Source organism: Streptomyces caelestis (assembly GCF_014205255.1).
Classification (GTDB): Bacteria; Actinomycetota; Actinomycetes; order Streptomycetales; family Streptomycetaceae; genus Streptomyces; species Streptomyces caelestis.
Window position 1 is genome coordinate 1 of the sequence record NZ_JACHNE010000001.1, and the last position, 25,112, is coordinate 25,112.

At 68.4% G+C, this 25,112-nt stretch carries 21 protein-coding genes and 7 pseudogenes; 9 read left to right on the plus strand and 19 right to left on the minus strand.

Annotation, left to right across the window (positions count from 1 at the left end):
• Positions 1-280 precede the first annotated feature (280 nt).
• Positions 281-2,952, plus strand: a pseudogene (locus HDA41_RS00005) (helicase associated domain-containing protein).
• A gap of 138 nt (positions 2,953-3,090) precedes the next feature.
• Here the strand turns inward: HDA41_RS00005 and HDA41_RS00010 are convergent.
• From HDA41_RS00010 to HDA41_RS00020, 3 genes are read right to left on the minus strand one after another with little or no spacing between them, the layout of a single operon-like run.
• On the minus strand, positions 3,091-3,795 hold the full coding sequence (locus HDA41_RS00010) for a PaaI family thioesterase (protein ID WP_184979501.1): 705 nt from the start codon (positions 3,793-3,795) through the stop codon (positions 3,091-3,093).
• A 46-nt stretch (positions 3,796-3,841) separates the two neighbouring features.
• The gene (locus HDA41_RS00015) at positions 3,842-4,852 is read right to left on the minus strand and encodes a zinc-dependent alcohol dehydrogenase (protein WP_184979503.1); all 1,011 of its coding nucleotides are present in this window, start codon (positions 4,850-4,852) and stop codon (positions 3,842-3,844) included.
• Positions 4,845-5,276 carry a tautomerase family protein gene (locus tag HDA41_RS00020; protein WP_184979505.1) on the minus strand — a complete coding sequence of 144 codons (432 nt, stop codon included), beginning with the start codon at positions 5,274-5,276 and terminating at the stop codon, positions 4,845-4,847. The genes HDA41_RS00015 and HDA41_RS00020 overlap by 8 nt, the downstream gene beginning before the upstream one ends.
• 125 nt (positions 5,277-5,401) lie before the next feature.
• Here HDA41_RS00020 and HDA41_RS00025 point away from each other — a divergent pair, with 125 nt between their 5' ends.
• A complete protein-coding gene (locus tag HDA41_RS00025; protein ID WP_184979507.1) occupies positions 5,402-5,992 on the plus strand; it encodes a TetR/AcrR family transcriptional regulator in 591 nt (196 codons plus the stop codon).
• Positions 5,993-6,041: 49 nt separating this feature from the next.
• Here HDA41_RS00025 and HDA41_RS00030 read toward each other — a convergent pair whose 3' ends face one another.
• From HDA41_RS00030 to HDA41_RS00040, 3 genes are all read right to left on the minus strand, one after another.
• A complete protein-coding gene (locus HDA41_RS00030) occupies positions 6,042-6,518 on the minus strand; it encodes a tautomerase family protein (RefSeq protein ID WP_184992997.1) in 477 nt (158 codons plus the stop codon).
• A gap of 75 nt (positions 6,519-6,593) precedes the next feature.
• Positions 6,594-7,220, minus strand: coding sequence for an NAD(P)-dependent oxidoreductase (locus tag HDA41_RS00035; RefSeq protein WP_184979509.1), 627 nt, complete (start codon positions 7,218-7,220; stop codon positions 6,594-6,596).
• A gap of 26 nt (positions 7,221-7,246) precedes the next feature.
• A complete protein-coding gene (locus tag HDA41_RS00040) occupies positions 7,247-8,089 on the minus strand; it encodes an aldo/keto reductase (protein ID WP_184979511.1) in 843 nt (280 codons plus the stop codon).
• Positions 8,090-8,162: 73 nt separating this feature from the next.
• Between HDA41_RS00040 and HDA41_RS00045 the strand changes: the two genes are divergently transcribed.
• The 3 genes and pseudogenes from HDA41_RS00045 to HDA41_RS42170 form a co-directional block, all read left to right on the plus strand.
• Positions 8,163-8,828 carry a helix-turn-helix transcriptional regulator gene (locus HDA41_RS00045; RefSeq protein ID WP_184979513.1) on the plus strand — a complete coding sequence of 222 codons (666 nt, stop codon included), beginning with the start codon at positions 8,163-8,165 and terminating at the stop codon, positions 8,826-8,828.
• Between the two features lie 58 nt (positions 8,829-8,886).
• Positions 8,887-9,272: pseudogene (locus tag HDA41_RS40735) on the plus strand (DEAD/DEAH box helicase); the annotation flags it as partial.
• Between the two features lie 561 nt (positions 9,273-9,833).
• A pseudogene (locus HDA41_RS42170) lies at positions 9,834-10,025 on the plus strand (DUF6233 domain-containing protein); the annotation flags it as partial.
• Between the two features lie 118 nt (positions 10,026-10,143).
• Here the strand turns inward: HDA41_RS42170 and HDA41_RS00050 are convergent.
• The 4 genes and pseudogenes from HDA41_RS00050 to HDA41_RS00065 form a co-directional block, all read right to left on the minus strand.
• Positions 10,144-10,695 carry a DinB family protein gene (locus HDA41_RS00050; RefSeq protein WP_184979515.1) on the minus strand — a complete coding sequence of 184 codons (552 nt, stop codon included), beginning with the start codon at positions 10,693-10,695 and terminating at the stop codon, positions 10,144-10,146.
• A 233-nt stretch (positions 10,696-10,928) separates the two neighbouring features.
• Positions 10,929-11,690: a class I SAM-dependent methyltransferase gene (locus tag HDA41_RS00055; RefSeq protein WP_184979517.1), complete on the minus strand. Its 762-nt coding sequence runs from the start codon at positions 11,688-11,690 to the stop codon at positions 10,929-10,931.
• Complete coding sequence (locus HDA41_RS00060; protein ID WP_230299869.1) at positions 11,687-12,157, minus strand: GNAT family N-acetyltransferase; 471 nt, start codon at positions 12,155-12,157, stop codon at positions 11,687-11,689. Before HDA41_RS00060 ends, HDA41_RS00055 begins: the two co-directional genes overlap by 4 nt.
• Before the next feature lie 139 nt (positions 12,158-12,296).
• Positions 12,297-13,325: pseudogene (locus HDA41_RS00065) on the minus strand (Glu/Leu/Phe/Val family dehydrogenase); the annotation flags it as partial.
• 114 nt (positions 13,326-13,439) lie between these two features.
• Between HDA41_RS00065 and HDA41_RS00070 the strand changes: the two are divergent.
• Entirely contained in the window at positions 13,440-13,904 is a 465-nt protein-coding gene (locus HDA41_RS00070) for an Lrp/AsnC family transcriptional regulator (RefSeq protein WP_184979519.1), read from the plus strand.
• Between the two features lie 562 nt (positions 13,905-14,466).
• Here the strand turns inward: HDA41_RS00070 and HDA41_RS00075 are convergent.
• Positions 14,467-15,278, minus strand: a protein-coding gene (locus HDA41_RS00075) for an IS5 family transposase (RefSeq protein ID WP_230299867.1) whose coding sequence is annotated in 2 segments (ribosomal slippage) — positions 14,467-14,958 and positions 14,961-15,278 — 810 coding nt in all. Because the reading frame shifts where the segments join, the coding sequence is not laid out codon by codon here.
• Positions 15,279-15,571: 293 nt separating this feature from the next.
• Between HDA41_RS00075 and HDA41_RS00080 the strand changes: the two genes are divergently transcribed.
• Together HDA41_RS00080 and HDA41_RS00085 are read left to right on the plus strand one after the other, a co-directional pair.
• Positions 15,572-16,362 (plus strand): IS5 family transposase gene (locus HDA41_RS00080; RefSeq protein WP_376706845.1). Its coding sequence is split into 2 segments (ribosomal slippage): positions 15,572-15,902 and positions 15,902-16,362, totalling 792 coding nucleotides; the frame shifts between segments, so codons are not numbered across the junction.
• 306 nt (positions 16,363-16,668) lie between these two features.
• On the plus strand, positions 16,669-17,235 hold the full coding sequence (locus tag HDA41_RS00085) for a hypothetical protein (protein WP_184979524.1): 567 nt from the start codon (positions 16,669-16,671) through the stop codon (positions 17,233-17,235).
• A gap of 30 nt (positions 17,236-17,265) precedes the next feature.
• Here the strand turns inward: HDA41_RS00085 and istB are convergent, their stop codons facing one another.
• The 8 genes and pseudogenes from istB to HDA41_RS00125 all read right to left on the minus strand — a co-directional run bounded on the left by istB (position 17,266) and on the right by HDA41_RS00125 (position 23,528).
• A complete protein-coding gene (istB, locus tag HDA41_RS00090; RefSeq protein WP_184992999.1) occupies positions 17,266-18,039 on the minus strand; it encodes an IS21-like element helper ATPase IstB in 774 nt (257 codons plus the stop codon).
• A 153-nt stretch (positions 18,040-18,192) separates the two neighbouring features.
• On the minus strand, positions 18,193-18,900 hold the full coding sequence (locus tag HDA41_RS00095; protein ID WP_184979526.1) for an SDR family oxidoreductase: 708 nt from the start codon (positions 18,898-18,900) through the stop codon (positions 18,193-18,195).
• Between the two features lie 392 nt (positions 18,901-19,292).
• Positions 19,293-19,676 (minus strand): annotated as a pseudogene (locus HDA41_RS00100) (transposase); the annotation flags it as partial.
• Positions 19,677-19,721: 45 nt separating this feature from the next.
• Positions 19,722-20,154: pseudogene (locus tag HDA41_RS00105) on the minus strand (RacP protein).
• Between the two features lie 3 nt (positions 20,155-20,157).
• Complete coding sequence (locus tag HDA41_RS00110; RefSeq protein WP_376706756.1) at positions 20,158-21,015, minus strand: DUF6192 family protein; 858 nt, start codon at positions 21,013-21,015, stop codon at positions 20,158-20,160.
• A 422-nt stretch (positions 21,016-21,437) separates the two neighbouring features.
• On the minus strand, positions 21,438-21,836 hold the full coding sequence (locus tag HDA41_RS00115; protein ID WP_184979528.1) for a hypothetical protein: 399 nt from the start codon (positions 21,834-21,836) through the stop codon (positions 21,438-21,440).
• A pseudogene (locus HDA41_RS00120) lies at positions 21,833-22,680 on the minus strand (IS5 family transposase). Before HDA41_RS00120 ends, HDA41_RS00115 begins: the two are co-directional and overlap by 4 nt.
• A gap of 128 nt (positions 22,681-22,808) precedes the next feature.
• Positions 22,809-23,528, minus strand: coding sequence for a hypothetical protein (locus HDA41_RS00125; protein ID WP_184979530.1), 720 nt, complete (start codon positions 23,526-23,528; stop codon positions 22,809-22,811).
• Between the two features lie 738 nt (positions 23,529-24,266).
• Here HDA41_RS00125 and HDA41_RS00130 point away from each other — a divergent pair.
• The gene (locus HDA41_RS00130) at positions 24,267-25,049 is read left to right on the plus strand and encodes a phosphotransferase enzyme family protein (RefSeq protein ID WP_184993001.1); all 783 of its coding nucleotides are present in this window, start codon (positions 24,267-24,269) and stop codon (positions 25,047-25,049) included.
• Positions 25,050-25,112: the final 63 nt, after the last annotated feature.

The following is a 25,112-nucleotide window of genomic DNA, read 5'->3' on the forward strand; positions in this document are numbered from 1 at the left end:
GCCGCGTTCCAACGGGCGCGGCGCCGGGTGTCGGCGGCACTGGGGGGAGGCCGGCGGTCTGTGCACGGCGCGGACGGTGGAGCTGTCTGACGGGGACGTCATCCTCTGCACGCGTGAGCCCGGCACTACGAGCCGGACAACAAGCCGTTGTGGAAGGACGGAAGGCCCGGCGGCTGGCATGTCGCCAATGCGTCGATCTGGGGCGACTCAGCCGCTCACTCACACCTGCACGTAGCTGTCTAAATAACTGCCAGAATAAGGCGCCAAGGGGAGCAGGGAAATGTCTGCAATCCAACTCAAGGAACACCAGGTTGACCAAAGGTCGGCTCTCCGTAAATGGGTTGGATTTCCTGCAAGATCATCTGTGCCCCCGGAGGGGGCTCGGGGCACGATCGTGTCAGCGACCGGTTCAGGCAAGACGATCACGGCGGCCGCATGCGCTCTGGAGTGCTTCCGGGACGACCGGATCCTCGTGACCGTGCCGACCCTGGACCTGCTCGTGCAGACCGCCCACGCGTGGCGCCTGATGGGTCACCAAGCCCCGATGGTCGCGGTGTGCTCGCTGGAGAACGACCCGGTCCTCAACGAGCTCGGGGTGCGCACTACCACCAACCCGATCCAGCTCGCTCTGTGGGCCGGGTCCGGCCGGTGGTCGTGTTCGCCACGTATGCCTCTCTCGTGGACCGCGAGGACCCGGAGGGCCCGACGGGCCAGCGGAAGGTTCGCGGGCCGCTGGAGGCCGCTCTGGGCGGGCGGGGAACGCCTCTACGGACAGCAGATGGCAGGCTTCGACCTCGCCATCGTGGATGAGGCCCACGGAACCGCCGGTGATCTTGGTCGACCGTGGGCCGCGATCCACGACAACCAGCGGATCCCCGCCGACTTCCGGCTCTACCTCACCGCGACCCCGCGCATCCTGGCCTCGCCCCGCCCGCAGAAGGGCGCGGAGGGCCAGGAAGCGGAGATCGCGACCATGGCTGACGACCCGGAGGGCACCTACGGCGCGTGGCTCGCGGAGCTCGGACTCTCGGAGGCGATCGAGCGCGAGATCCTCGCCGGGTTCGAGATCGACGTGCTGGAGATCCGCGACCCCTCCCCCGTGCTGGGGGAGTCGGAGGAGGTGAGGCGCGGCCGGCGCCTGGCGCTCCTGCAGACCGCGCTCCTGGAACACGCGGCCGCGTACAACCTCCGCACGGTCATGACGTTCCACCAGAAGGTGGAGGAGGCCGCCGCGTTCGCGGAGAAGCTGCCCGAGACGGCAGCGGAGCTGTACGTCAACGACGCCTCCGACGACGACCTGGCCGCTGCGGACAAGCTGCCGAAGTCCTCGATCGACGCGGAGTTCTACGAGCTGGAGGCCGGCCGCCACGTACCCCCGGACCGGGTGTGGTCGGCATGGCTGTGCGGCGACCACCTCGTGGCCGAGCGGCGCGAGGCGCTGCGCCAGTTCGCCAACGGCATCGACGCGGCCGGCCGACGGATCCATCGCGCCTTCCTCGCCAGCGTTCGCGTGCTCGGGGAAGGCGTCGACATCACAGGCGAGAGGGGAGTCGACTCGATCTGCTTCGCCGACACCCGCGGCTCCCAGGTGGAGATCGTCCAGAACATCGGCCGGGCGCTCCGGCTCAACAAGGACGGCTCCACCAAGGTCGCGCGGATCATCGTGCCGGTGTTCCTGGAGCCGAGGGAGGACCCGACCGACATGGTCGCCTCCGCGAGCTTCAAGCCGCTCGTGGCCGTGCTCCAGGGCCTGCGCTCGCATGATGAGCGCCTGGTCGAGCAGCTCGCCTCCCGTGCGCTCACCAGCGGCAAGCGCAAGGTGCACGTCCGGCGCGACGAAGAGGGGGCGGATCGTCGGGGCCGGCGGCGAAGGTGACGGCGAGGACCAGGAGCAGGACGACACGCAGGCCGCCGCCGAAGCGGCCCTGCTGCACTTCTCCAGCCCGCGCGACGCGGCGACCATCGCTGCGTTCCTGCGCACCCGGGTCTACCGGCCCGAGTCCCTGGCGTGGCTGGAGGGCTACCAGGCCCTGCTCCGGTGGCGATCGGACAACGAGATCACCGGCCTCTACGCCGTCCCGTACGACGTTGAGGCCGAAGTGGGCGTGACGAAGTCGTTTCCGCTGGGGCGGTGGGTGCACCAGCAGCGCAGGACGCTGCGCGCCGGCGAACTCGACCCCCACCGCAAGGAACTGCTGGACGCCCCGGAGGCCGGGATGGTCTGGGAGCCGGGAGAGGAGGCGTGGGAGAACAAGCTCGCCGCGCTGCGCTCGTACCGGAGGGCCACCGGGCACCTCGCGCCGCGTCAGGACTCGGTCTGGGCGAAGGTGAGGCGATGGTGCCCATCGGGCAGCACATGGCCAACTCCGGCGGAAGGGAGCGAAGAACGGACTGGGCAAGGACCCGAAGCGGGCCGCCGTACGCGCAGCACAGCTCACTGCGATCGACCCGGACTGGGACTGCCCGTGGCCGCTGGACTGGCAGCGGCACTACCGCGTCCTCGCGGACCTGGTCGAGGCCGACGGCAGCCTGCCCGAGATCCAGCCCGGCGTGCTCATGGACGGCGACGACATCGGCAAGTGGCTCCAGCAGCAGAAGAATCCGGGCACCTGGGCGCGGCTCCTGCCCGAACAGCAGGAGCGGCTGTCCACGCTGGGCATCAAGCCGCTGGAGGAGCCGTCTCCCGCCCCGGCCGCCAAGGGTGCGACGAAGGGCACGAGCAAGGCACAGCAGGCCTTCCAGCGCGGCCTGACGGCCCTCGCACAGTGGGTGGAGCGGGAAGGTCATCGGCCCGTGCCGAGGGGCCACAGTGAACAGATCGCGGTCGGCGGCGAGGCCGAGCCGGTGGTCATCAAGTTGGGCGTATGGGTATCGAACACCCGCGCGAGGCGGGACAAGCTCACCCAGGAACAGCTGGACGCACTGCGGAAGCTGGGCATGGACTGGGCGTGACGGTGCCGACTGTGGAGGCAGGACCGGAGGTAGGCGTGCTGTTGGCCCAGGACGCTTGAGCAATGGGGGTTTGCCGTGGTGTGCCGGATCCGTTCCGCCGGCAACTTCTGGCGGGGGATACGCCGTATGCCTGGCTGGTTACCGTTCGGCTTGCAGCCCCGGGAACAGGGTGCGAGTGCGGTGGGGGTCGGGAGCAATGAAGACCCCGTCGGCCGTGACGAGGTTCGCGTCAGGGTCTGTCTGGGTGGTGATCGACCCGCTCACGAAGATCTTGCGGTCGTCCGTGCCGGTGACGCGGGCGAGGATCCGCAGAGGTGTTTCCAGTGGGACCGGGCGGTGGTAGCGCATCTGAAGGGAGACGGTCAGGCCGGGCGTTCCCGCTGCTGCGCAGGCGCGGCCCATGAGTTCGTCCAGGAGCATGGCGCTCATGCCGCCGTGGCCGTAGCCGGGCGGCCCTTCGTGGGCGATGCCGGGCGTGCAGTGACCCACCAGGCCGTCGGCGGTGGGTGTTACCTGTACGGGCGGGGCCAGCGGGCTTCCGGCCCCGGTCACTGGGCTGTAGATACGTGTCCCTGTGGGGAACTCGTCCACCTCGGGGATCTCCGCCCGCGACCGCTGTCGGCCCGTCAGCTGGCTGGTGACGGCGCGGACGCCGTCCGCCACACGGTGGAGGGTGTCCGGGGAGGCGGCGGTGCGGACGGTGGCTTCCACCAGGGCGCGCAGTTCGTGACCGAGGTGGGTGATGGCCGCCTTCTGGTCTTCCAGTTCCTCTTCCCCGGCTGTCGCTCGCGTGGGGTCGGTGGCAGTGCCAGTGGGCGGCGGGTCGGTGAGGGAAGTGTGCATCGGGTTTCTCGGTGGGGTGGGCTGGTGGGGTGCGGGCCGGGTGCGGTCAGTCATCGGCCCGGACGAAGACCGGCTTGAGGTGCTTCTCCGGCAGCGCGGTCGGCAGGTCCTCCCAGTCGATGACGCGGGAGACGACTTTCTCGGGGGCGACCTTGCCGGAGGCGGCGAGTGCGAGGGCGTCGGGGATGTGGGCACGGACGTTGTCGCGGGCGATGCGCAGGGTGACGCCGTTGAGGTACATGTCGAGCAGTGGCAGTTCACCGGGACGGAAATGGTTGCCCGCCGACTCGCACATCCCTTCCGGAGTCAGGGATTTGACGGCGAGGGCGAGCTGGTCGACGCGGCCGGTGGCCTCGACGGCGATGTCGTAGCCCTGGGGGATCGGGTCCAGGGTCTCGGCGGTGGCGGCCCCGAACGCGCGGGCCAGGGTGCGGTGTTCGGGGTCGGGGTCGACGTAGAGCACGTCGGAGGCGCCAAGGGCGCGGGCGATGTCGCACACGTACAGGCCGATACTGCCGCGGGCGACGACCAGGACGCGTGCTCCGGGGCAGGCCTTGAGGTGCGGGGCGACCAGGCGCCAGGCCAGGGACCAGTTGTCACTCGCGGAGGCCATGGCGACCGGGTCGAGGCCGGCCGGTAGCGGGACGAGCATGGCGTCGGCGTAGGGCACGCGGACCAGGTCGGAGAAGAGCCCGCCCCAAGTGCCGCCGATCGGTGCGCCGTACATCGCCATGTAGGGGACGGCGGTGCAGTGCGCGGTCAGCCCGGCCCGGCATCGCTCGCAGGTGCCGCAGTTGATGGACCAGGGGACGACGACCAGGTCGCCGGTGGCGACGGTGGTCACGGCGTCGCCGGTCTCGACGACCCGGGCGACGCACTCGTGGCCGAGGGCGAACGGTGGGTCGATGAAGCCGTGACCGGCCAGGATGGAGGAGTCGACGTCGCAGGAGGTGGCGGCCACCGGTGCGACGATCGCCTGTCCATCGGACTGGAGTCGAGGGTCGGGTGCCTCGCGCCACTCGACGGTGCGCCGGGCGACGTAGGTCAGTTCACGCATCGGTGCGCTGCCCCTTCGCCAGTGCCACCAGGTCGGCGTAGCGGATGACGGAGCCGCCCGCACCCCAGGTGCCGTCGGGCTGCTCGCGCACAAGCACCCACACCCGCGGGGCGTCGTCCCGGCCGAGGCCGGCCGCGGCCAGGACGGTCTTCGTCGCCTCCTCGACCAGGCCCGCCTTGCGGCGCTCGGACAGGGCTCCCTGTGGGACGGTGACCTCCACCAAAAAGCGCGGCGCGTCGTCCTCGGCGGTGGTCTGGGCGCCTTCCGGCAGTTCGGTGAGGTAGCTCCATGCCTGGGCGCGGAAGAACGCCGTGTCGGGTGCGCCCTCCCAGCGCAGCAGCACCGCCGCGAGGTCACGCTGGATGCTCTGGCGGCCTTGTGCGGTCAGGGCGGCGGCCGGGGCGGTGAGCCGGATCATCGGCATGGCATACCTCGCTTTGTTTCGTTCGTCTTCTTGTCGTTCGACGACACAGGTATATGACGGTCGTTATAAGTGCCGGTCACGCTAGACTATGACGGCTGTTATATCCAGTGGGGTCAGAAGGGATCATGTACGTGACCAAGCCCAGCCCGGCGGCGCGCGAGCGGATCGTGGCCGGTGCGGCCGACATGATCAGCCGGCGCGGTCTGAACGCGACGAGCATCCGCGAGATGGCCAAGCACGCCAGGGCGCCGCTCGGCTCGACGTACCACTACTTCCCCGAAGGCAAACAGCAGTTGGCCACCGAGGCCGTCCGCTACACGGGCGAGTGGGTCGCGCGCCGTCTACGCAAGGAGCTGGAGGCGGGGCCGGCCTCCGGGCTGCGGGCGTTCCTCGGCCTGTGGCGCAAGATCGTCGTCGACAGTGACTTCCGGGCGGGCTGCCCGGTTCTCGCCGTCTCCATCGAGGAGCCGCCCACGGACGAGACGCCGGCCGCCCTGGTAGCCGCAGCTGACGTCTTCGACGCCTGGGAAAGCCTGCTGGCCGACTCGCTGTGCGAGCACGGCGCCGAGCGTGAGCAGGCGGCCCAGCTCGCCACCCTCGTCGTCGCGGCCGTCGAGGGGACCGTGGCCATGTGCCGCGCCAAGCGCAGCACTCAGCCCCTGGATCGCACCGCGGAGCAGTTGCAGGCCCTCGTCCTCGCCGCGATCAAGGGCTGACCGGGCAGGGGCAGGGCTCCGTGCATGCCTGGAACCGTCGTTGTCGACTTCAGGCGCCCAGCGCGGCACGGACGGCTTTGGCCCTCCCCTCCGTGAACACACCGCCCTCAAGGAGGGGGAGGACGGACAGCACGCCCCCGGACGAGCCCCAGCTGCCCTCGTCGATCACGCGGAAGTTGACCCACCACGTCGGTGACGGCTTCTCCAGTCCGCAGGACTTCGCCAGCGCGGCCAGGACGCGCTCGATGACCTGGCTTCGTACGTCCGGCTGCCAGGCGGCGTCCATGACCGCGATGTCGATCACCATCACGTCGAGTTCCTGACCGGCGTCCGAAAGCAGCCGTCCGCCGATGGCCATCATGTCCAGCTCGCGCTCGACGAAGTGCACCTGGAACCCCACGCGGGCGGCCGGAGCGGGCTTCCCCACCTCGGGCACCAGCACCGCGTCCGTCAGCGTCTCGGCCAGCTCACGGCGCTGCTCAAGGCCGAGGTGTCCCTTGGGGGCGTTCACGGTAATGATCGTCAGGACATCCTCCTATGACAGGCGTTATAGAGCCCGAGGCCCCGTCTATAACGACTGTCATACTCGGAGTGCGGACACTCAGTCCGAGATCACGGCGGCGCGGTTGATCCACTCGCTGCCGTGTGCTGCCTGGTGCATGAAGGCAGCGACGTCCGCGCGGCTGATCGTCGGGTTGCCCTTCATCGGCAGCCGGTCGTCCGCCCTGTACGTGCCCATGGCGGGGCCGTGGGTCAGCCTGGTGGGGTAGACCACGGTCCAGTCCAGCCCGCTGGAGCGGATGCTCTCGTCCGCGATCTCCTTGTCGGCGTAGATCGACCGCAGCAGCGTGCTGTAGATCAGCTTCTGTGTGGTGCTCGACCAGTGGAAGGTGTCGCCGACACCGAACGACGACAGCCACACCAGGCGGGAGACACCCGCTTCCCCGGCTGCGCCGATCACGGCCGCCGAGGCGCGCGTGAAGAGGCCGTCGGCGCGCATCGAATTTCCCCTGCCGAGCGCGGAGACGATCGCGTCGTGCCCGGCCGCGGCGGCGGCGAGGTCGCGGTGTGAGGTGGCGTCGCCGGTGACCGGCGTGACCCGCTTGGCCAGGTCACCCAGGGCCGCCGGGTTGCGGACGAAGGCCGTGACCGAGTCACCGGATCGCACCGCCAGGTCGATGACATGACGGCCGGTGGGACCGGTCGCGCCGAGGATCAGCAGCTTCATGGCAGGGGCTTCTTTCGTGTGCGATGTCAGGACAGGTCGGCGAGGTCGTCGTCGGTGAGGGTGATCGCGGCGGCGGCCATGTTGTCCTCCAGGTGCGGGAGGGATCCCGTGCCCGGGATGGCCAGGGCCATCGGGGAGGAGGCCAGCAGCCGGGCGAGGCCGATCTGGGGGACGGTGGCGCGGTGCCGGGCCGCCACCTTCGCGAGACGCTCGTCGTCGAGTTCCCGACCGCCGCCCACAGGGAAGAAGGGCACGAAAGCGATGCCGGACTCCTGGCAGGCGGCCATGACGTCCGCGTCGTCACGCTGGGCGGCGTGGTTCTGTACGGCGGCGACAGGTGCGATGGCGCGAGCCTCCGCGAGATGGCCGGTGTCGACGTTGCTGAGGCCGAGGTGCCGGATCAGGCCCTCCTCGCGCAGCGCGGCGAGCGCCTCGAAGCGTTCGGCGAGCGACTCGCCGTGCGGGGGTGTCATCGCCCCGATGCGCAGGTAGACGAGATCGAGCCGGTCCACGCCGAGGCCGGTGAGGTTGGCTTCGACAAGGCCGCGCATGTCGGCCGGGGTGCCCTGGTGGAGGCCGTCGGGATGGATGATCGGGCCCACCTTGGTCGCGATGACCAGGTTGGACGGGTAGGGGTACAGCGCCTCGCGAATCAGGCTGTTCGCACGCACCGCACCGTCGTGGCTGACGTAGAAGTCGGCGGTGTCGATGTGGTCGGCCCCGAGTTCGACGGCGCGCCGCAGCACGGCACGGCCAGCCTCGGGGTCGCGGGCGGGGCCGCCCATACCGTCCTTGGACGGCAGACGCATGGCGCCGAATCCGAGCCTGTTGACGTCCAGGTCGCCGCCGAGGCGGAATCTGTTGCTCATGGGCTTGAGCCTGTACGGCCCGGCACCAGCCGACGAGAGCGTGGCATGTTGCTGCCACCCGCACAATGAACGCATGTCACAGGTCATGATGCTTCGCGGTGATGTTGAGCTCTGGACGCGGCTCAAGCCCTTGACGGAGTCCGACGACACGGAATGGGTCAACGTCGCCCGCGACCTCGACACCTGGCCCGGCGCGCGCGAGGCCGCCCGCCTGACGATGCGCCGCAACGGGGCAGTTCCGGCCCGCAAGCTGTACAGCCCTGCCGTACTCGCCGACGAGCGCGACCGGGAAGCCCTGCGCGAGATGGCAGCACACGGCATGCAGATCCGGATCACCGCCGCCCCCTTGTCCCGGGGAGCTTTCTTCATCGACCGGCGAACCATGATCCTCACCAGCCCCATCACACCCGCACCGGCCGCCCACGGACACCGCACCTACACCATGAGCGCCACACCGGCCCTGGTCGACGGGGCCTACGCTCTGTTCCAAGCCGCTTGGGAGAGCGCCACCGACCTCGCGGCCTTCCTCAGCGCGCAACGGCCCCGGATCGACGCCCAAGCCGCAAGGGTTCTGCGCGCCCTGACCTCCGGCGCCACCGACGAGACAGCCGCACGGGAACTCGGCATGTCGCTGCGCACCTACCGCCGCCGGGTCGCCGAACTGCTCGTCACCCTCAACGCGGGCTCCCGTTTCCAGGCCGGAGTACGCGCGGGCGAGTTGGGCCTGGTCCGCGGGTGATCGCCGCCATCAACCGACACGCTCAGCCACAGCCGCGGGCAGCCGCAGCCGACCACCATTACAGAACATCGGCCGCGCACTCACGTTGAACCGCGACAGCTCAACGAAGGTCGCACGGATCATCGTGCCGGTGTTCCTGGAGCCCGGCGAGGACCCCACCGACATGGTCGCCAGCGCCAGCTTCCGCCCCCTTGTAGCGGTCCTCCAAGGACTCCGCAGTCACGATGAACGACTCGTCGAGCTGCTCACCTCCCGTGCCCTCAGCAGCGGGAAGCGCAAGGTGCACGTCCGGCGCGATGAGAACGGGCAGATCATCGGGCCGGCGGCGAGAACGGCGAGGACCAGGAACACGACGACACCGACGCCGCTGCCGAATCGGCCCTGCTCCACTTCTCCAGCCCGCGCGACGCCTCGACCATCGCCGCGTTGCGAGGAAGGACGCACTGTGAGACCGACCGAAACTGAAGACAGACCGACGCGCAGATCGCGGAGAGGTACTCGTCCTCACGGCGGCGGCAACGGGACCGGGCGGCAAGTGGTGCCCGGACGACGTCTGCGGAGTCGTCGAGGCCGTCGGCACCAAGTCACCCCGTTCATTCCGGCGGCTGACGAGGTCTTCGGCATGCTGTCACGGGCCTGAAGAGACCGGTCCAGGCACCCCACCACCACACCGGCACATACCAGCACTCAACGAACCTGATCAGCACGCAAGCAAACTGACCACGCTGACCAACGCTCACTCCACCTGACAAAGCGACAGCTCAGCACACGAGCCAGAACCTCCGCTCCTCCATCACCGAACCAGAACCAGCCGGTCTGAAGCCCCCAGTACCACCAACACCAAACTGATCAGCCCAGGCCAACCCACCACCCACTGATCAAGAAAACCGCTCCCGGACACCAGCAGCTCGCCGACCTCGGACTGGAGTGGGCGGCGGCGTAGCCGCGTGGAAGGCTGCACCAGGGGGCCCGTGCCGGACACAGACGGCACAGACCCTCTGAGCGGTGCGCGGCCGTGCTGCGGCGCCTCGTGGTCTCCCCTTTGGGAGGCGGCGGCAGACGGAATCGGGCTGGCTCTACCTCGTGGGGCTGCCCTCGTACCCGGACGGCGAGGACGGCGGTGTGGAGGCTGCGGAGTACCGGGTGTGGGTGCGCGCGCCGGAGCACGTGCGGCCGGTCGACGGCGTCGACTACGACCATTCTGTGTCAAGTCTGTGCGTGTTGCAGGCGCTGCCTCTTGCCGTTCACAGGCCAGGCCGAGAGATGAACGAAACGGCTCTCGGCAACAATGGCCAGGCCGAAGTGGATCCCGACCTCATACGCCGGCGGCTCCGTCGATGCACTCGCGGAGCAGGTCGGCGTGGCCGTTGTGGCGGGCGTACTCCTCGATCATGTGGATGAGTACCCAGCGCAGCGACACCGTCCCGCGCCAGGAGTCGTCGCCCTCGACGTCGAGGTCGGGGGCCTCGGTGACGAACCGTTCGGCGAAGGCCACCTCGGTCCGCCACGCCTCCCATGCCTCGGCGACCACCCTGGGGTCATCCGTGGCGCCGTCGAAGTCCCCGTCGGGGTCGGCAGTCGAGGAGAAGAGGGCCGGCGCGTCCTGCGCGGCCAGGACCCGCCGGAACCAGCGGCGTTCCACATCGGCAAGGTGCCGGACCAGGCCGAGGAGTGAGAGCGTGGATGGTTCCACCGACCGCAGGGACAACTCCGGGCCCAGGCCGGAACATTTCAACTGCAGTGTGGCGCGCTGGGCGCTCAGGACATCGATGAGCATCCGCCGTTCGTCGCCGGTCGTCGGGCCGGTGAACCGGCGGTCGCTGTCGGCGCCTCCGAACAGTTCGGCTCTTCTGGTGGGATCGCTCATGTTCCTCCTTCTGTTCGCGCTGTTCGCGCGGCCGTGCCTACCACGGTCGCGTACCGCGGCCGTGCCTACCACGGTCGCGTACCGCATGGTGAGGCCGCCGCCCATCGCCTCTGGTCGGCGCCGGGCTCCTGCCGTTCGCCGACCGGGAAGGCACCGTGCCCGAACCCGCAGCCGTCCGCAAGGTCGTCACCCCACGGTTATCACCGGTGCCGTCCGGGAGCCATGAACGCCCGTCAAGGCTTCACGGCGTGGAGGATCCGCATCCCCCTGGAGTCTGCGGCGTCGTGGCGGACGTCCAGTCCCGCGGCCCGGCACTGTTCGACCAGCCAGGAGGAGGCGAGTCGCAGCTTGGGGTAGCTGCTTGCCTGCTGCTGCCAGGCGCCGTTCGTCCGGGTGTGGAGCAGGTCGTGGACGATCACTGTGTCTTCGTCGCGGTATTCGAGGAAGCAGGTGAGCAGCCGGTCGTCGCTGCTGCGGACCGGGATGAAACGGTCCGTGCCGCGCAGCTCCGCTGTGAGATCGCGGTAAGTGATCACGAAGTGGCCGCCCGGGACGAGGGCACGGTTGATGTGGCCGAGCAGCACGGGGACGTCCGCCTTGGACGGGAGGTGGGGAAGCGTGTCTCCCATGCAGACGACTGCCGCGACCGTGCCCGGCTCGGCCGCCTCGGGCAGCACGGTGCAGATGTCGCCATGCACCGGCCGCACCGCCTCGGCGTCCCCGACGTACGAGATGAGTTCGTCGAGCAGCCGGCGGCTGGTGTCCACGGCGATCACGGGGGAGAAGCCGAGGCGGATCAGCGCCAGCGTCTGCGCACCGGAGCCGCAGCCCAGGTCGACGGCTGTGTCGTTATCGGTCCCCGCCAGGCCGAGTTCCGCGAGCAGCGCGGCCTGCCGGGCGGCGACCTCGTGAACGTCGCCGCCCAGCATCCAGGTGTAGTGCTCGGCGAGCAGCCTGTCGTAGTGGTCGACGCTGGTAGTCGCGTCAGGGTTCATGGCGTGCTCCTTCGGATTATCGGTATGCCGTGCCGTCCGCTGGTCGACGCGAGCAGCGAGGCGTCGGGCCAGGTGAAGCGGAGCTTGGCGGGGGAGCCTGCGAGCCGGGACACCACGCCGCCGGGGGGCGAAACCAGTGCTTCTTCGACGCAGGTGCCGCCCAGGGCTCGGTAGAACTCCTGGGCCGCCGTGTTCTGTTCGAGCACCCACAGGTACATGGCGTTGCCCCTCGCGCGCTCGGCGATGGCCGCCGCGGCGTGGGAAAGCAGCGCGGTGCCGAGGCCCGTTCTTCGGCGGTGCTGGGTGACGTGCAGATTGTCGACGAGGCTGCCCCAGCGGCCGTCCTCGTCGAAGATGGCGTGGACGAACCCTGCAAAGCCCGGTGTCGTCCTCGGCGACGACCGTCGCGCTGCCGCTCGCGTGGGAGAGGCGCGAGGACCAGACGGACCGCCGGTCGGCCACCACATCACCGTCCAGGAACGCGTCGGAGTACGCGCCGCGGTAGTGCCGACGCCAGCTGTCGGCGTGCAACAGAGCCATGTTCTCGGCGTCACCGGGCCCCGCTGCCCGCAACCGCAACGACCCCGTGGGTGACCCCGTGGGCCTGACGGCGGCGCTCAGTCGGCGCCGGGCCAACTCGCTCGCCGCCTGCGCCGGGGTCTGGCCGTGGCGCTGCGCGGTGTCCAGCAGGGCGTCGACGGTGTCCTCGATGGCGCGCACTCGTGCGCGGGCCTCGTCCGCGCTGACGCGGTGCAGCTCGGTGCTGACGGCGTCGATGACTCCCCCGGCGCTGGCGACATAGTCCGGCACCCAGATGATGTCGCGCTGGTGCAGCAGGTCTGCGACATCCGGGGTGGCGAGCTGGTTGTTCGCCGGTCCCACCACGGCACGGCAGCGGAGATCCGCCGCGGTCTGCCTGGTCAGGACGGAGCCGAGAGCCGCGGGGACCACGATGTCCACGTCCGCGGCAAGGATCTCGTCGGGCGACCGCCAGACAGCGCCGAGCCCATCGCTGATCTTCTGTTCGTCCGGATCGATGTCGGTCACCGTCAGGACGGCTCCCTCGGCGGCGAGCAGGCGGGCGAGGCCGGCGCCGACGCGGCCCAGACCGATCACGGCGAGACTGCGGCCGCCCAGACTCGAGGTGCCGTACAGCCGTCGGCTGACAGCCCGCAGGGCGGCCAGAGTGCCCTGCGCGGTGTGCGGGGACGAGTCGCCGCTGCCGCCCAGGTGGGCCGGTCGGCAGAACACGTGGGGGGTGGTTTCCCCGATGACAGCCATGTCGTCGGGGCTGGTCCCGACATCCGGCCCGGTGGCGTAAGCACCGCTCAGTGATGCGATGGCGTCTGCCACGTCACGCAGGATGTCGCGGCGCCGGTCGGCATCGAGTTCCATCCCCTCCGGCAGGGCCACGACGGCCTTCCCGCCGCCGCTGGGCAGCCCGGCCACGGCGAACTTCGAGGTCATCGCAGCCGATAGGCGAAGGGCGTCGGTGAAGCCGGCGCGCCAGTCGGGGTAGTGCCAGAGCCGGAGGCCGCCGGCCGCCGGACCGAGCGCCGTCGAGTGAACGGCCACGATCACCGGTAATCGGGAGCGTCGACCGGTGTGGATCGCGACCTGCTCATGATCGAGCATGAGTCCGCCAGTTCCCTTCTGTTGTTCAAATCCGATGACGTCATACTGGACGAATGACTCGTTGGTCAGGCGATTGACCGAACGTTTGACTGAAATAGGGGTGGGTGACTGGCCATGGATGAACTTGATTCGGAGATCGTCCGGCTTCTCCAGACAGATGCGCGGCAGTCCAACCGCGAGCTCGCCCGGCAGCTCGGCATTGCCCCGTCGACCTGCCTGGAGCGGGTTCGGGCACTCCATCGCCGTGGTGTCATCCGCGGCTACCACGCCGACATCGATCCCGCGGCCCTCAACCGCAGCGTTCAGGCGCTCGTGTCGGTTCAGGTCCGCCCTCTCAACCGCGTCGTCATCGACGCCTTCAAGGGCTTCGCCAGTGGCCTGCCAGAAGTTCTCCACGTCTTCGTGCTCTCAGGAGGCGACGACTTCCTCCTTCACGTCGCCGTTCAGGATCTGGACCACCTGCACGCCTTCCTCACCGACCGGCTCAGCAAGCGCGGGGAAATCACCGGCTTCCGCACCTCGGTCATCTTCCAGCAGGTGAGCAACACCGCGCCCGCGCGCCTTCCCACGCCCGGCTAAGAACTCGTAACACGATCTTGCTGGCGTGCAGCGGCTGGTCGGGGGTGCTGTTGAGTAGGGTGCCGCTGCCAAGGTTCACAGGCTTCGCCGGAGTCATGCAGGGATGAAGCTCGGCCACCAAGGTGGGACGTTGCCCGCGCACAACGGTGCGGGGTAGGAGTCCGGCATGCCAAGCCATGTGACAAGGAACCAGGTGAACCACAGGGTGAAGATGAGCCCTGCAGTCAGGGCTGTCCTGCGATGACGTCTTCCGATGGTGCTGTGCAGGATCACCCACGAAACCGCAGCGGCAATCCATATGAGAGGGACAAGAAACAGCAAGGCCATGCCATTGGTTACGCCGTTGCCGATGTCACATACAGCCCATGCATTCCCAATGGCAGCAGTGGACACCACTGCGGTCAGTCCACCGAAGAGGACCCCAAAGCCCGTTCCTCTGAACCAGCGGCTCGGAGGACTTGACGGCTCTGCTCCCACGGTCATCTCCCCTCCTCGCCGTAGATGCGGAGAGTACCAACGTGCTGAAGCAGCCTGCTGGCGTCCTTGCCTGCCCTGACACCGGTCAGTCGTTCTTGGGCTTCCGAAGCCGTCGCCAGCAGATGAGGCTGCAGGCGAGGGAGACGAAGGCGTCGTGACGTTCGGTGCGGCGTTCCCATCGCACGGCAAGGCGTTTGAAGTGGTGGAGCAGGGCGAAGGTCTGCTCCACGACGTAGCGGAGTTTGCCCAGGCCCTGGACGTTCGGTGCTCCTCTGCGGGGGATGACGGGCAGGATCCGGCGCTTGCGCAGTTCGAGGCGGTTGGCCTTGGAGTCGTAGCCCTTGTCGCCGAGCAGGGCGTCGGGGCGACGGCGTGGTCTGCCGGGACGGCCTGCGACGGGCGGGATGCCGTCGACGAGGGCGAGGGTCTGGGTGATGCCGTTGACGTTGGCCGCGGTGGTGATGACTTTGAGTGGTGTGCCGCGTCCATCGCAGATCAAGTGGTGTTTGCTGCCCGTTTTCCGCCGGTCGACCGGCGACGGGCCGGTGTCGGGGCCCCCTTCTTCGCGCGGATGTGGGAGCCGTCCACGCACGCTCTCGACCAGTCGAGCTCGCCGGCGGCGTTCAGTTCGGCGAGCAGGATGCGGTGCAACTGATCGAAGACATCGGCCTGCTGCCATCGCTCCAGCCTGCGCCAGCAGGTCTGCCCGGAGCCGAACCCCAGCTCCAGGGGAAGGAGTTGCCAGGCTATGCCGTTGCAGAGGACGTACAGGACGCCCTGCAGGCAGAGCCGGTCCGCCACCGGCCGCAGCCCCGGCGACCGCTCCGGCCAGGGCGGCAGCAGGGGCTCGATCAGTGCCCACAAGTCGTCATCGACGGTCCACGGCCGAGTACTCACACCATCCCGAACGGCCGAATCGTCACATCGGTCACGCCCAACCAGGACACATCAACAAGATCGTGTTACGAGCTCTGAGGACCCGCCCAGCTCAAAAGCAACTGCATTGCCGTTAGGCGGGGGAGTTCTTCGTCGGTGACGTCATCGAGGTGGTTTCGTAGGTGGGAGTGGGCAACGTTTGTCGACGGGTTTGGGCAGCACTTAGAGGTCCTAACAGAAGTTGTTGATCAAGTGACCATCGGGCTTGTCTGCTCGTTGGTCGGGTCGTGGGGAAACGTCAGTCGCGGCCGTGGATCGTGTCGGACGAACTGTGGTCGCTCATCGAGCCGTTACTGCCCGAGCCGGGGCCGAAGCTGGTGGCGGGCCGGCCGCGAGTGCCTGACCGGCAGGCCCTGTGCGGGATCCTGTTCGTGCTGCACACCGGCATCCAGTGGGAGTACCTGCCGCAGGAGCTGGGCTTTGGTTCGGGTATGACGTGCTGGCGACGCCTGGCCGCCTGGAACGAGGCCGGCGTGTGGGACCAGCTGCACTTGGTGCTGCTGAAGAGGCTGCGGTCGGCGAAGCAGCTGGACTGGTCGCGGGCGGTGATCGACTCCTCCCACGTGCGGGCGGCCCGCAGAGGCCCAAAAGCGGTCCCAGCCCGGTCGACCGCGCACGGCCGGGCAGCAAACACCACGTCCTTGTCGATGGCCAGGGCGTCCCGCTCGCAGTGTCGCTGACCGGCGGGAACCGTAACGACGTCACCCAACTCCTGCCCCTGCTGGACAAGGTCCCACCCGTGGCCGGCGTCGTCGGACGGCCACGCAGACGGCCGGACATGCTCTTCGCCGACCGCGGCTATGACCACGACAAGCACCGGCGGCTGCCGCGGAAACGCGGTATCCGGCCCGTGGTCGCCGAACGCGGACAGCCGCACGGCTCCGGCCTGGGCATCTTCCGCTGGGTCGTCGAACGCACCATCTCCTGGCTCCACGGCTTCCGCCGCCTGCGCATCCGCTGGGAAAGACGCGACGACATCCACGAAGCCTTCCTTGGCCTCGCCACCTGCCTCATCACCCACCGACACGTCCAACGCCTTTGTTAGGACCTCTTAGCGATCACTTGGCTCGGAAATGTTGATGAGAACCAGTAACGCTGCTGGCGCCTGAGGGCCCTTCATGCGGCCGCGACATGGCGGCACTCCACATCGCCGGAATCGCTCTCTGGTCCGCTCGGTGATCCGAGTAACACTGCCTGGCTGCGGCGGCGCGTACGCCTCGGGGCTGATACGGCGGCAATGCGGTTACGCCGTGTGGCGGATGGTGTTCATGCCGTGGCCGGACGCGGGTGGCGGGGGGCTGCGAAAGCATCAAGGACATCGAGGGACCTTGCTGATCGAGGAGCGTGCCGCATGCCCACCACTGTTCCCTTCTCCGACAACGCGCCGACCGAAGGAAAGCACTTATCCGACCACGCATCGAATCGGACGGTCCCGGGCGTCCCGGCCTGGGCGCGACGTGCGGCGGCCGCGGTCGTCTGGGTGTCTCTGCCATCGGCTTTGTGGCGCCTCGCTGCCGTGCTGGGTGTTCCGCTTGGACTCGGACAGTCCGAGTACGATGCGATGCTCCTGCCCGGCTGGGGCCTGCTGGTGCTGCCTTTGCTGTCGCTGGCCCAAGAAGGTCTGGCCTGGCTGACACTCGGGTTGGTACGGCCGTGGGGAGAAGTGTGGCCGCGTTGGCTGCCGTACCTCGGAGGCCGTCCGGTCCCGGTACGTGCTGCGGTTATCCCTGCGGCGTTTGGCACTCTCGCCTGCAGTGTCTATGGAGTATTGCTCGTCTGGACGACTCTGCACGCTCAGATGGACATCACGCCGTGGGGCAACTGGCTCCTGACCGCCTGCTATCTGCCTGTGGCCGCCTGGGGGCCGCTGCTGGGTGCGGTGACCGTGCACTACTATCGGCGCCGCACGAGCGGGTGAGGGGCGGAACCCCGTCACGGTCAAGCTCCGTCAGCTGGTGGCCGCGTCTTGCGCCGCTCGGGCCCGGGTGGTGGCGAGCCGGTAGGAATCGGTGCCGGTCTCTATGATGTTCCCGCCGAAGGTGAGCCGGTCGACGATCGCCGCGCAGAGCCGCGGATCGGTGAACGTCCGGGTCCACCCGCCGAACGACTCGTTGGAGGCGATGGCGACGCTGCTCTTCTCCTCGCGTTCCGTCAGCACCTGGAACAGCAGCTCAGCACCCCTGCGGTCCAGCTCCATGTAGCCCAGCTCGTCTGTGCATAGAAGATCGACGCGCCCGTAGCGGGCGATGGTCTTGGTCAGGATCTTCTCGTCCGCGGCTTCGACCAGCTCGTTGACCAGTTTGGTGGCGAGTGTGTAGCGGACCCGGAAGCCGGCCATGGCCGCCTCGGTCCCGAGCGCGATCAGCAGGTGGGACTTGCCGGTGCCCGAGTCTCCGATCAAGCAGAGCGGCAGGCCCTTCTTGACCCATTCGCAGGTCGCCAGGGTGTGGATGACCGCCGCGTCGACGTTCCCGTTGGCCTCGAAGTCGAAGGCCCGCAGCGACTTCTCCCGCGGGAACTGCGCCGCCTTGATCCGCCGTTCGGAGCGGCGCCGGGCCCGGTCGTCGCACTCGGCCATCAGCAGTTCGGCGAGGAACCCGCGATACGACATCTGGTCGCGGGCGGCGGTTTCGGCCAGTTCGGGGAACTGGGCCCGGATGGTGGGCAGCCTGAGCATCCGGCATGCCTGGTCGACGGCGGCGTCGGCGGCCTGTTCGGTCAGTGCCTGTTTTCAATCTTGAGCTGCGCATTTGCCCAGCTCAAGATTCGAACGGTGCTGGTTCGGGTGCTTGCCGCAGGCGCTGGGAGCGTGCTCGTTAGGGTCCTGTCGGCAGAGTCGGTTCAGCCCGGTGAGCGACAGCCGAGTAGGGTCCGCCTACCAGGCCAAAGGTTCGCCTTCCCGGAAGAAGCCGCCGGTAGGTCCGGAATCGGGCAGGGTGGCAGCCCAAACGACACTGGCGGCGCCCTGCTCGACGGGTCCGCCGCCCGGGCCGCCCATGTCGGTGGCGATCCAACCCGGACAGACGGCATTGACCAGGATCCGCTCGGCAAGCAGTTCGTCAGCGAGCTTGCGGGTGAGGGTGTTGAGGGCAGCTTTCGAGACTCCATAGGCGGGGGTTCCGCCGGACATATGCTCCAGGGAGCCGGACTCGCTGGAGACGTTCACCAGGCGGGGGTGGGGTGAGCGGCGCAGCAGCGGCAGGAACGTCTGCGCGGTTCGCCAGGCACCGAAGAGGTTGGTCTCCAGGGTGCGCCGGACCTCGTCGAGGTCGGCGAAGACGGCGCGCTGGGCGGTGTCGTAGTTGATGGCGGCGTTGTTGACGAGGATGTCGAGGAGCCCGAACTCTTTCTCCACGTTGCGGGCGAGGGTAATGACGTCGTCGGCGTCAGTCACGTCCAGTCGGTATGGCAGCAGCGTGCCGGGAACTCCGGGGGCCAGGTCGGCGACGGCCTGTTCGGCGTCCTCCAGACGGCGGGCGCACAGCAAGACGGTGTGGCCGAGCGCGGCGAGCTGACGCGCGGTCTCCCGACCGATTCCCCGGTTGGCGCCCGTGACCAGCGATACTGGTGAAGCGGTGCTCATGTTCTCTCCCCTACGCGGACGATCTGGACCCCAGCAGCACGTTATGGCGTCGTCCTGCGTACACAGATCAGGCCCGAGGCGCAGGCGGGCTGCGGCCTTGGACGTAGTCCTCACGGACCATCGCGGCCGGCGACCATCGACTTGGCCCGCTGTGCAACCTGGGGTCAGCCGGAAGTCGCTGACAGGGTTCAGAGGCGGTGGGAGAGTGGTGTTCAAGGCCGCGACCGGGCCCGGTGACCTCTTGGTGGCACTGCTGCCCGTCAGTGCCGAGACGATCAGTCGCGTTGAGCCTCGCGGGAGGCCGGCTGTCCGCTCCGGCGGGAGCTTCGGCGGGTGATTCGCCTGGTCATAAGAGTGATCGCGGCCCAGGTGATGAGCGATTCCGAGTGCTGGTAGCCGCGGGAGTCCTTGCCGACGGTGTCGGCGGCCTTGATCGACTGGGAGTCGATGACGGTGGCGACCGCTCCGGGCGCCTTGCCCATCTCGCGGCGGATCCGCTTGCGGAACTGGTCACGGATCTGTCCGACGACACCGGCCGCGGCCCAGCGGGCCATGAACCCGTAACACGTGCGCCAGGGCGGGAAGTCCTTGGGCAGTGCCCGCCACTTGCATCCGGTGTCGACGACGTAGCGGATCGCGTCGACGATCTCCCGGCGGGGGTGCCTCTCGGGCCGGCCGCCCGTCTTCGTCTCGCAGGCGGGTGTCGGCAGCAGGGGCTCGCTCAGGGCCCATTCGTCGTCCCAGGTGTCGGAAGGGGAGCAGCGTCGCCGCGGCAAACGGTTCCCCTCCCCTCAAGGACAGGGCGGGGCCGGCCCCGCCGGTCAGGCGTCGATGTAGTCGGAGATCACGTCGAGCGTGGACTCGACCGAGCTGAGCTGCGTGTTCAGGTGCTTGATCCACCGTCCCTTCGACTGCAGGACGGCATGCGGGGCGACGGCGCCGGTGATGAACCGGCGGATCTCGGTGAGTTTCTCCCGGATGATCGCGACCTCGTATGCCTGGAGCTCGGCTGGGTTCGAGCAGAACTTGTAGCCGTCCGTCCTAGTCCAGATCAGGGGCGGCCAGCCGCGTTCGGCGATGATGTCCCGCAGGCAGACAGGCCAGGCCCGCGCGGGCCTGGCTGGGCGACAGCTCACTGGATCTGACCAGCTGAGCGAAGGTCAGACCGGCCGGACGGGCCTCGAAGAGCACGAACCGGACGGAGTCGGCGTGTCGCTCGGCGGCGGCCGATCTGCGCTCGGAAACGCGGGGCATCGCCTACTCACCTTGCAGCAGGCGGGCCAGCTCGCCGTCGACGTCCACCTTGCCCGTGTCGACCGCGGTCTCGATCCAGTCCAGCATCGCCCTGACGCGAGCGACGTTCTCGTGGACGATGACGCGTTCGTCGTCGCCGAGCTGGCGGTCGCGCATGCCCGGGACGACCCGGCCGGCCGCGGCGACGAACGCGTGGCAGGCGGTGACCAGGTCCAGGAACTCCACCGACCGGTCGATGTTGCGGATCGCGGGGGCGAGGGGGCTGGTCTGCTCGAAGTGCTCGCGGGCCTGCCGGCCCCGCTCGACCTGGGCGTGGTTGACCTGGTGGCGGGCGGTGTCGTCCGACATCGCCCGGAAGGCGACGTCGGGCCTGCGCAGCAGACCGGTGGTCACCTCGGCGGCAACGTGCTCGTCACGGGTCAGTTCCTCGACGACCTTCACCTTGTCCGCCTTGGCGACGCGGGCGACGACCGCGGGCCGGCGCAGGAAGTCCGGGGCCACGGCCGCCGCGACCTGCTCCTCGCGGGTCAGTTCCTCCACCGCCCGGACCCTGTCCTCGTCCTTGACCTGCGCGACGACCGCCGGACGCCGCAGCAGATCACCGGTGACCGTGGCGGCGACCTCCTCATCCTGGGCGAGGGTGTGAATCGCGCTGACCTTCTCCTGCGGTGTCACGGGCTTGACAACCTGCCTGCCGACCCGCCGGTTCGCCTCGTCCGGTGTCCAGCGGGACTTTCCCTCCGGCGGGTTGAGGACGGTGGCGAACCGTTCCTCGTCGTTGGCGATAGACGCCAGGATGTTGTGGACCGTGAACGACACCCCCTCACCCGCCGGTCCTTCGGCCACTTCGACGCGGTCCACCGGGCCTTGTCCACCGTCGCGCAGGACAGGCCGATGTCCTCGGCCATGCGGAACAGCGACTCCTTGACCGTGAACAGCGCATCGCTCCGCTCCTGACCACCGGCCTCGCGCATCGGCTCGACTTCGAGCGCGTAGTCGCCGACCGTGAACTGGATCCGGCTGGCGGTCTCCACCAGCTTCCGCAGCTCGGCCACGATCTCGGCGTACCGATTCGCGCTGACACTGCCAACCTTGTCGGCAACCCTGATCTCTTCGGGCATGGTTCACCACCAACCCGCAGGCCGAGCACGGCATTTGACCGTGACGGGAATCGGCCCGCTTCCTGGAACCGAGAGTCAGGCCGGAAATCAGAGGCCGGTTCGTGAGGTGATGTCTGTTCCTGGCCGAAGTTGGAGCAAGGTCGCTGGTGGAGGTTCCGTCGACTATTGCTTCCTGGCGAGGTTGCCGGTGTCGGCCCCGGTGAGAATGCCGAGTTTGACCAGGCGTTTCAGCTTGGCCCGGGTGCCTTCGACGTTCTTCGCCAGCAGTTCGCGGCCGAGGGCTTCACAAACGTCCTTGGCCCGTAGCGGTCCGGTCACGTGGTTGAAGGGGGCGAGGATGCGGGGGTAGTCCGGGTGCTCGGGCAGGTCCGGCGCGACGGCCGGGAGCCGGTCGGCAAGGCCGGTGACGGTCTTGCGGGTGATCGCGAGGTGCTCCAGGTGCATCTCGGCCTCCCGCAACCGGGTCTGCAGGTCGTCGATCTGTGCGCGGAGGTCGTCGGCCAGGGCCCGGGCGGCGTCTTCCTGGAGGTCCAGGGCATCGAGCAAGGGCTGGAGGTTCACGCGGCCACCGCCCGTTCTTCGCGCCAGGTGGGGGCGTTCGCGCCGGTGAGGCGTCGGGTCATGACATGGGTCATGGCCCAGTAGACGCGGGAGGCGGAGGAGGAGGGACGGTGCTCGTAATCGCGGACCAGGCGCCGGTGCAGTATCAGGATCCCGTAGGCCTGCTCGACCCTCCACCGCTTCGGCTGCGGCACGAACCCCTTGTCCTGCGGGTTGCGTTCGACGATCTCGACGTCAATCCCCAGGCCGGCGCCGTGCAGGACGACCTGGTTCTTGAAGCCCTGGTCGACCAGGGCCTTGCGGACAGTTCCGCCGGCGTGCTCGGCGACCTGGTCCAGCAGGACGATGCCCGCGGCGTTGTCATGGATGTTCGCGGCGAGGACGACGACCGCGATGACCAGGCCGAGGACGTCCACCGCCAGTCCGCGCTTGCGGCCGGGCACCCGCTTGGCCGCATCGTGGCCACTCGTGGCGGCGGGGACCCCGGCGGCCACGTGGACACTCTGGGTGTCCAGGACCACCAGGGTCGGGTCCTCTAATCGCCGGGCGCGTTCACGGACCTGGCAGCGCAGAAGCTCATGGATGACCTGGTCGGTCCCGTCGTCCCGCCAGGCGGCGAAGTAGTAGTAGGCCGCGCTCTTCCGCGGCAGGTCGTGCGGGAGATAGGCCCACTGGCAGCCGGTCCGCCCCTGGTAGAGGATCCGTTGACGATCTCCCGCATGTCGCAGGCGCCCTGGTGGCCGCTGACCGAGCGGTGCCGGTCCTTCCACGCCGTGATCACCGGCTCGATCAAAGACCACTGATCGTCGGACAAGTCACTCGGGTACGGCCTGCGTTCACTCACTCCACCAGACAATCAGACCACAGGCCGCGCACCAGCAGATTCCGCAGGCATCCCCCACCAACAAGCGACGAAAAACCACTCAACGAATACAAAGAGCCCCCTCGTAACGCGCGTTCCGCACATGGCCCTCAGCGTTCTTGAATCTCAGCAGTCTTCCGAGGATCGTCCGCCAGAATGTGGGTCGCGAGTCGCCATACCTGCTCTTCCACGGACTGGCCTCGGGCAACGAGCAACTCGTACCCGTAGAAATCTGTACGCCCGCCCGGCCCCCGGACCTGGTAGAACTCAACATCAACGCCCTCGAGGCTTGTGAGCTCCTCAGGGAGGCCGGGCTCCTCACGTCGCGGCGAGACGCCCATGAGGACGCAGCCCCACCGCTCGAACCAACCGCTGTCCGAGAGAGTCTGCTCGAGAAGCCGGGCAATGGTGTCCACAGGCTCTTCCCAACTGCGGTCCGCCGCGGCCCGCACGAGTTCAGCCTCGTACTGGGCCACATCGAAACAGAAGTCCGGCGGCACGGCAGTAAAACTGCTGGTGTTTTCCCAGGCGTCCCAGATCACCCGATCGCCCTCACGGCGCATGGTGACGTACAGGGCGCCGCAGCAGCCGGCCGTGCAAGTCGGCTCGGAGATCATTACCCGGCGGGGCTCCTCCGTGACCGCCAGCGGCCAGCTCTCGGCCGGCCCCGTCCAGTATCGGCAACTGAGTGCCACCCCTTCCGGGTGGACCTCCTTCAGGACGTCAACGCCGCCGACCAAAGGCCGCACCTCGGCCCAGGGATCCGCCGTCCAGTCGTCCGGAATCCTGTGCTGCAAAGTCAAGGTACTGATCGCCAGCTGATCGGTCATACCCACATGATCGGTTGACGCCGCGTAGCCGCATACTCATTTTCTGGCTGCGATCACCCTCGCCTGGTCGCACCGAGCCGGCCACCGCTCATGATCGGTTGGAACTGCTCGGCATTGCTCATGGGCAGCCGCAAGCAGTAACCGATCAAACACCACAACCAGCGTCCCAGCCCCAACGTCACCCGGAAAGGGACATCAGCTCACGAACCGCCCTCTCAAAGATCACAACGGACGACCGGAAGTGGCCTGCTTCTGATCGAAGATGCGATTCGGGTGCGTTCGCGTTGTGGTCACAGTGACCGTTCGCCGAACGATTCCTTTCGGGCCCGCCAGGCCCTCGTAACACACCGCCGCGAGCAGTAGACCGCGTTCGAACGGCGGTCCATCCCCGCAACCCAAGTAGCCCCACACTCGGGGCATTCGGCCCGGCCGGCGCCATCCAGTTCTGCAGCGACCCGCTTGCGCAACCGCAGGCCACGACGCCACTGCCTGGCGCGACACGCCGTAGAGCAGAACCTCGCCCGAGGCGGAGCACCAGGCCTCAGCCGACTCCCACACCCCTCACACACGCTTCACAGCCTGCCCGGCGTCTTCGGACACCCAGCCAGCCTAGGGCACAAAGCTACTCAAAACCCGGGATCGAAAACAGGCTCTCAGCTTGTTCTTTAACCTCCGTCTCCACTCTGACGCTCCCCCTTAATGGATGATCATGACGAGCTGATCCGACACACTGGTTCGATGCGGCACGATGATGAACAGCCTTTGTCCGGTGGCAACGTCAGTGATGGTGTCGTTCGCGTCGGGGACACCGTTCGCCGTCCGGCCGGACCATGGACTCCCGCTGTGCATGCCCTGCTGGCCCACCTGCACGAGGTGGGATTCGGCGCGGCACCTCGGCCACTCGGCATCGACCATCAGGGGCGTGAGGTCCTGACCTTCATGCCAGGAGATGTGGTCTGGCCCGACCGGTTCTCGCTGATGGAACCCGCTCGACAACTGGCTCGCGTGGCACGGCTGATCCGGGACTTCCACGACGCCGTGCAGAACTTCACGCCGCCGTCCGATGCGCGGTGGCAGACGCTGATCCCCGCTGAGGGCAGTGACATCATCGCCCATAACGACCTGGCCCCCTGGAACCTCGTGGTCGCAGACGAGGCGCAGTGGGCCTTCATCGACTGGGACGCTGCAGGTCCCGGCTCGCGCCTGTGGGATGTCGCATACGCGATTCACGGGTTCATCCCGCTGTCCGCGCATCCGGACTGGCAGAGCCCGGACGCGGCGGACCGACTGCGAGTCTTCGCCGACGCCTACCGTCTCGCTGAGCCCGAACGTCGTCGGTTGGTCCCTCTGCTGGGGCGCCGTACGCGTTCCATGCACGACTTCCTGCGCGACCAGGCAGCCCAAGGAGCCCAGCCCTGGGCAAGGCTGTGGGCTGAAGGCCACGGCGACGCCTGGCGAAACGACGCCGAATACATCGAGCAACGCGAAGACCAGTGGATGCAGGCCCTGCTCGCTAGCTGAGGCAGCAGTGCCCGTGCCTGGCTCCCGGCGTCGAACGACCTCTCGAACTGGATCACTCACCTG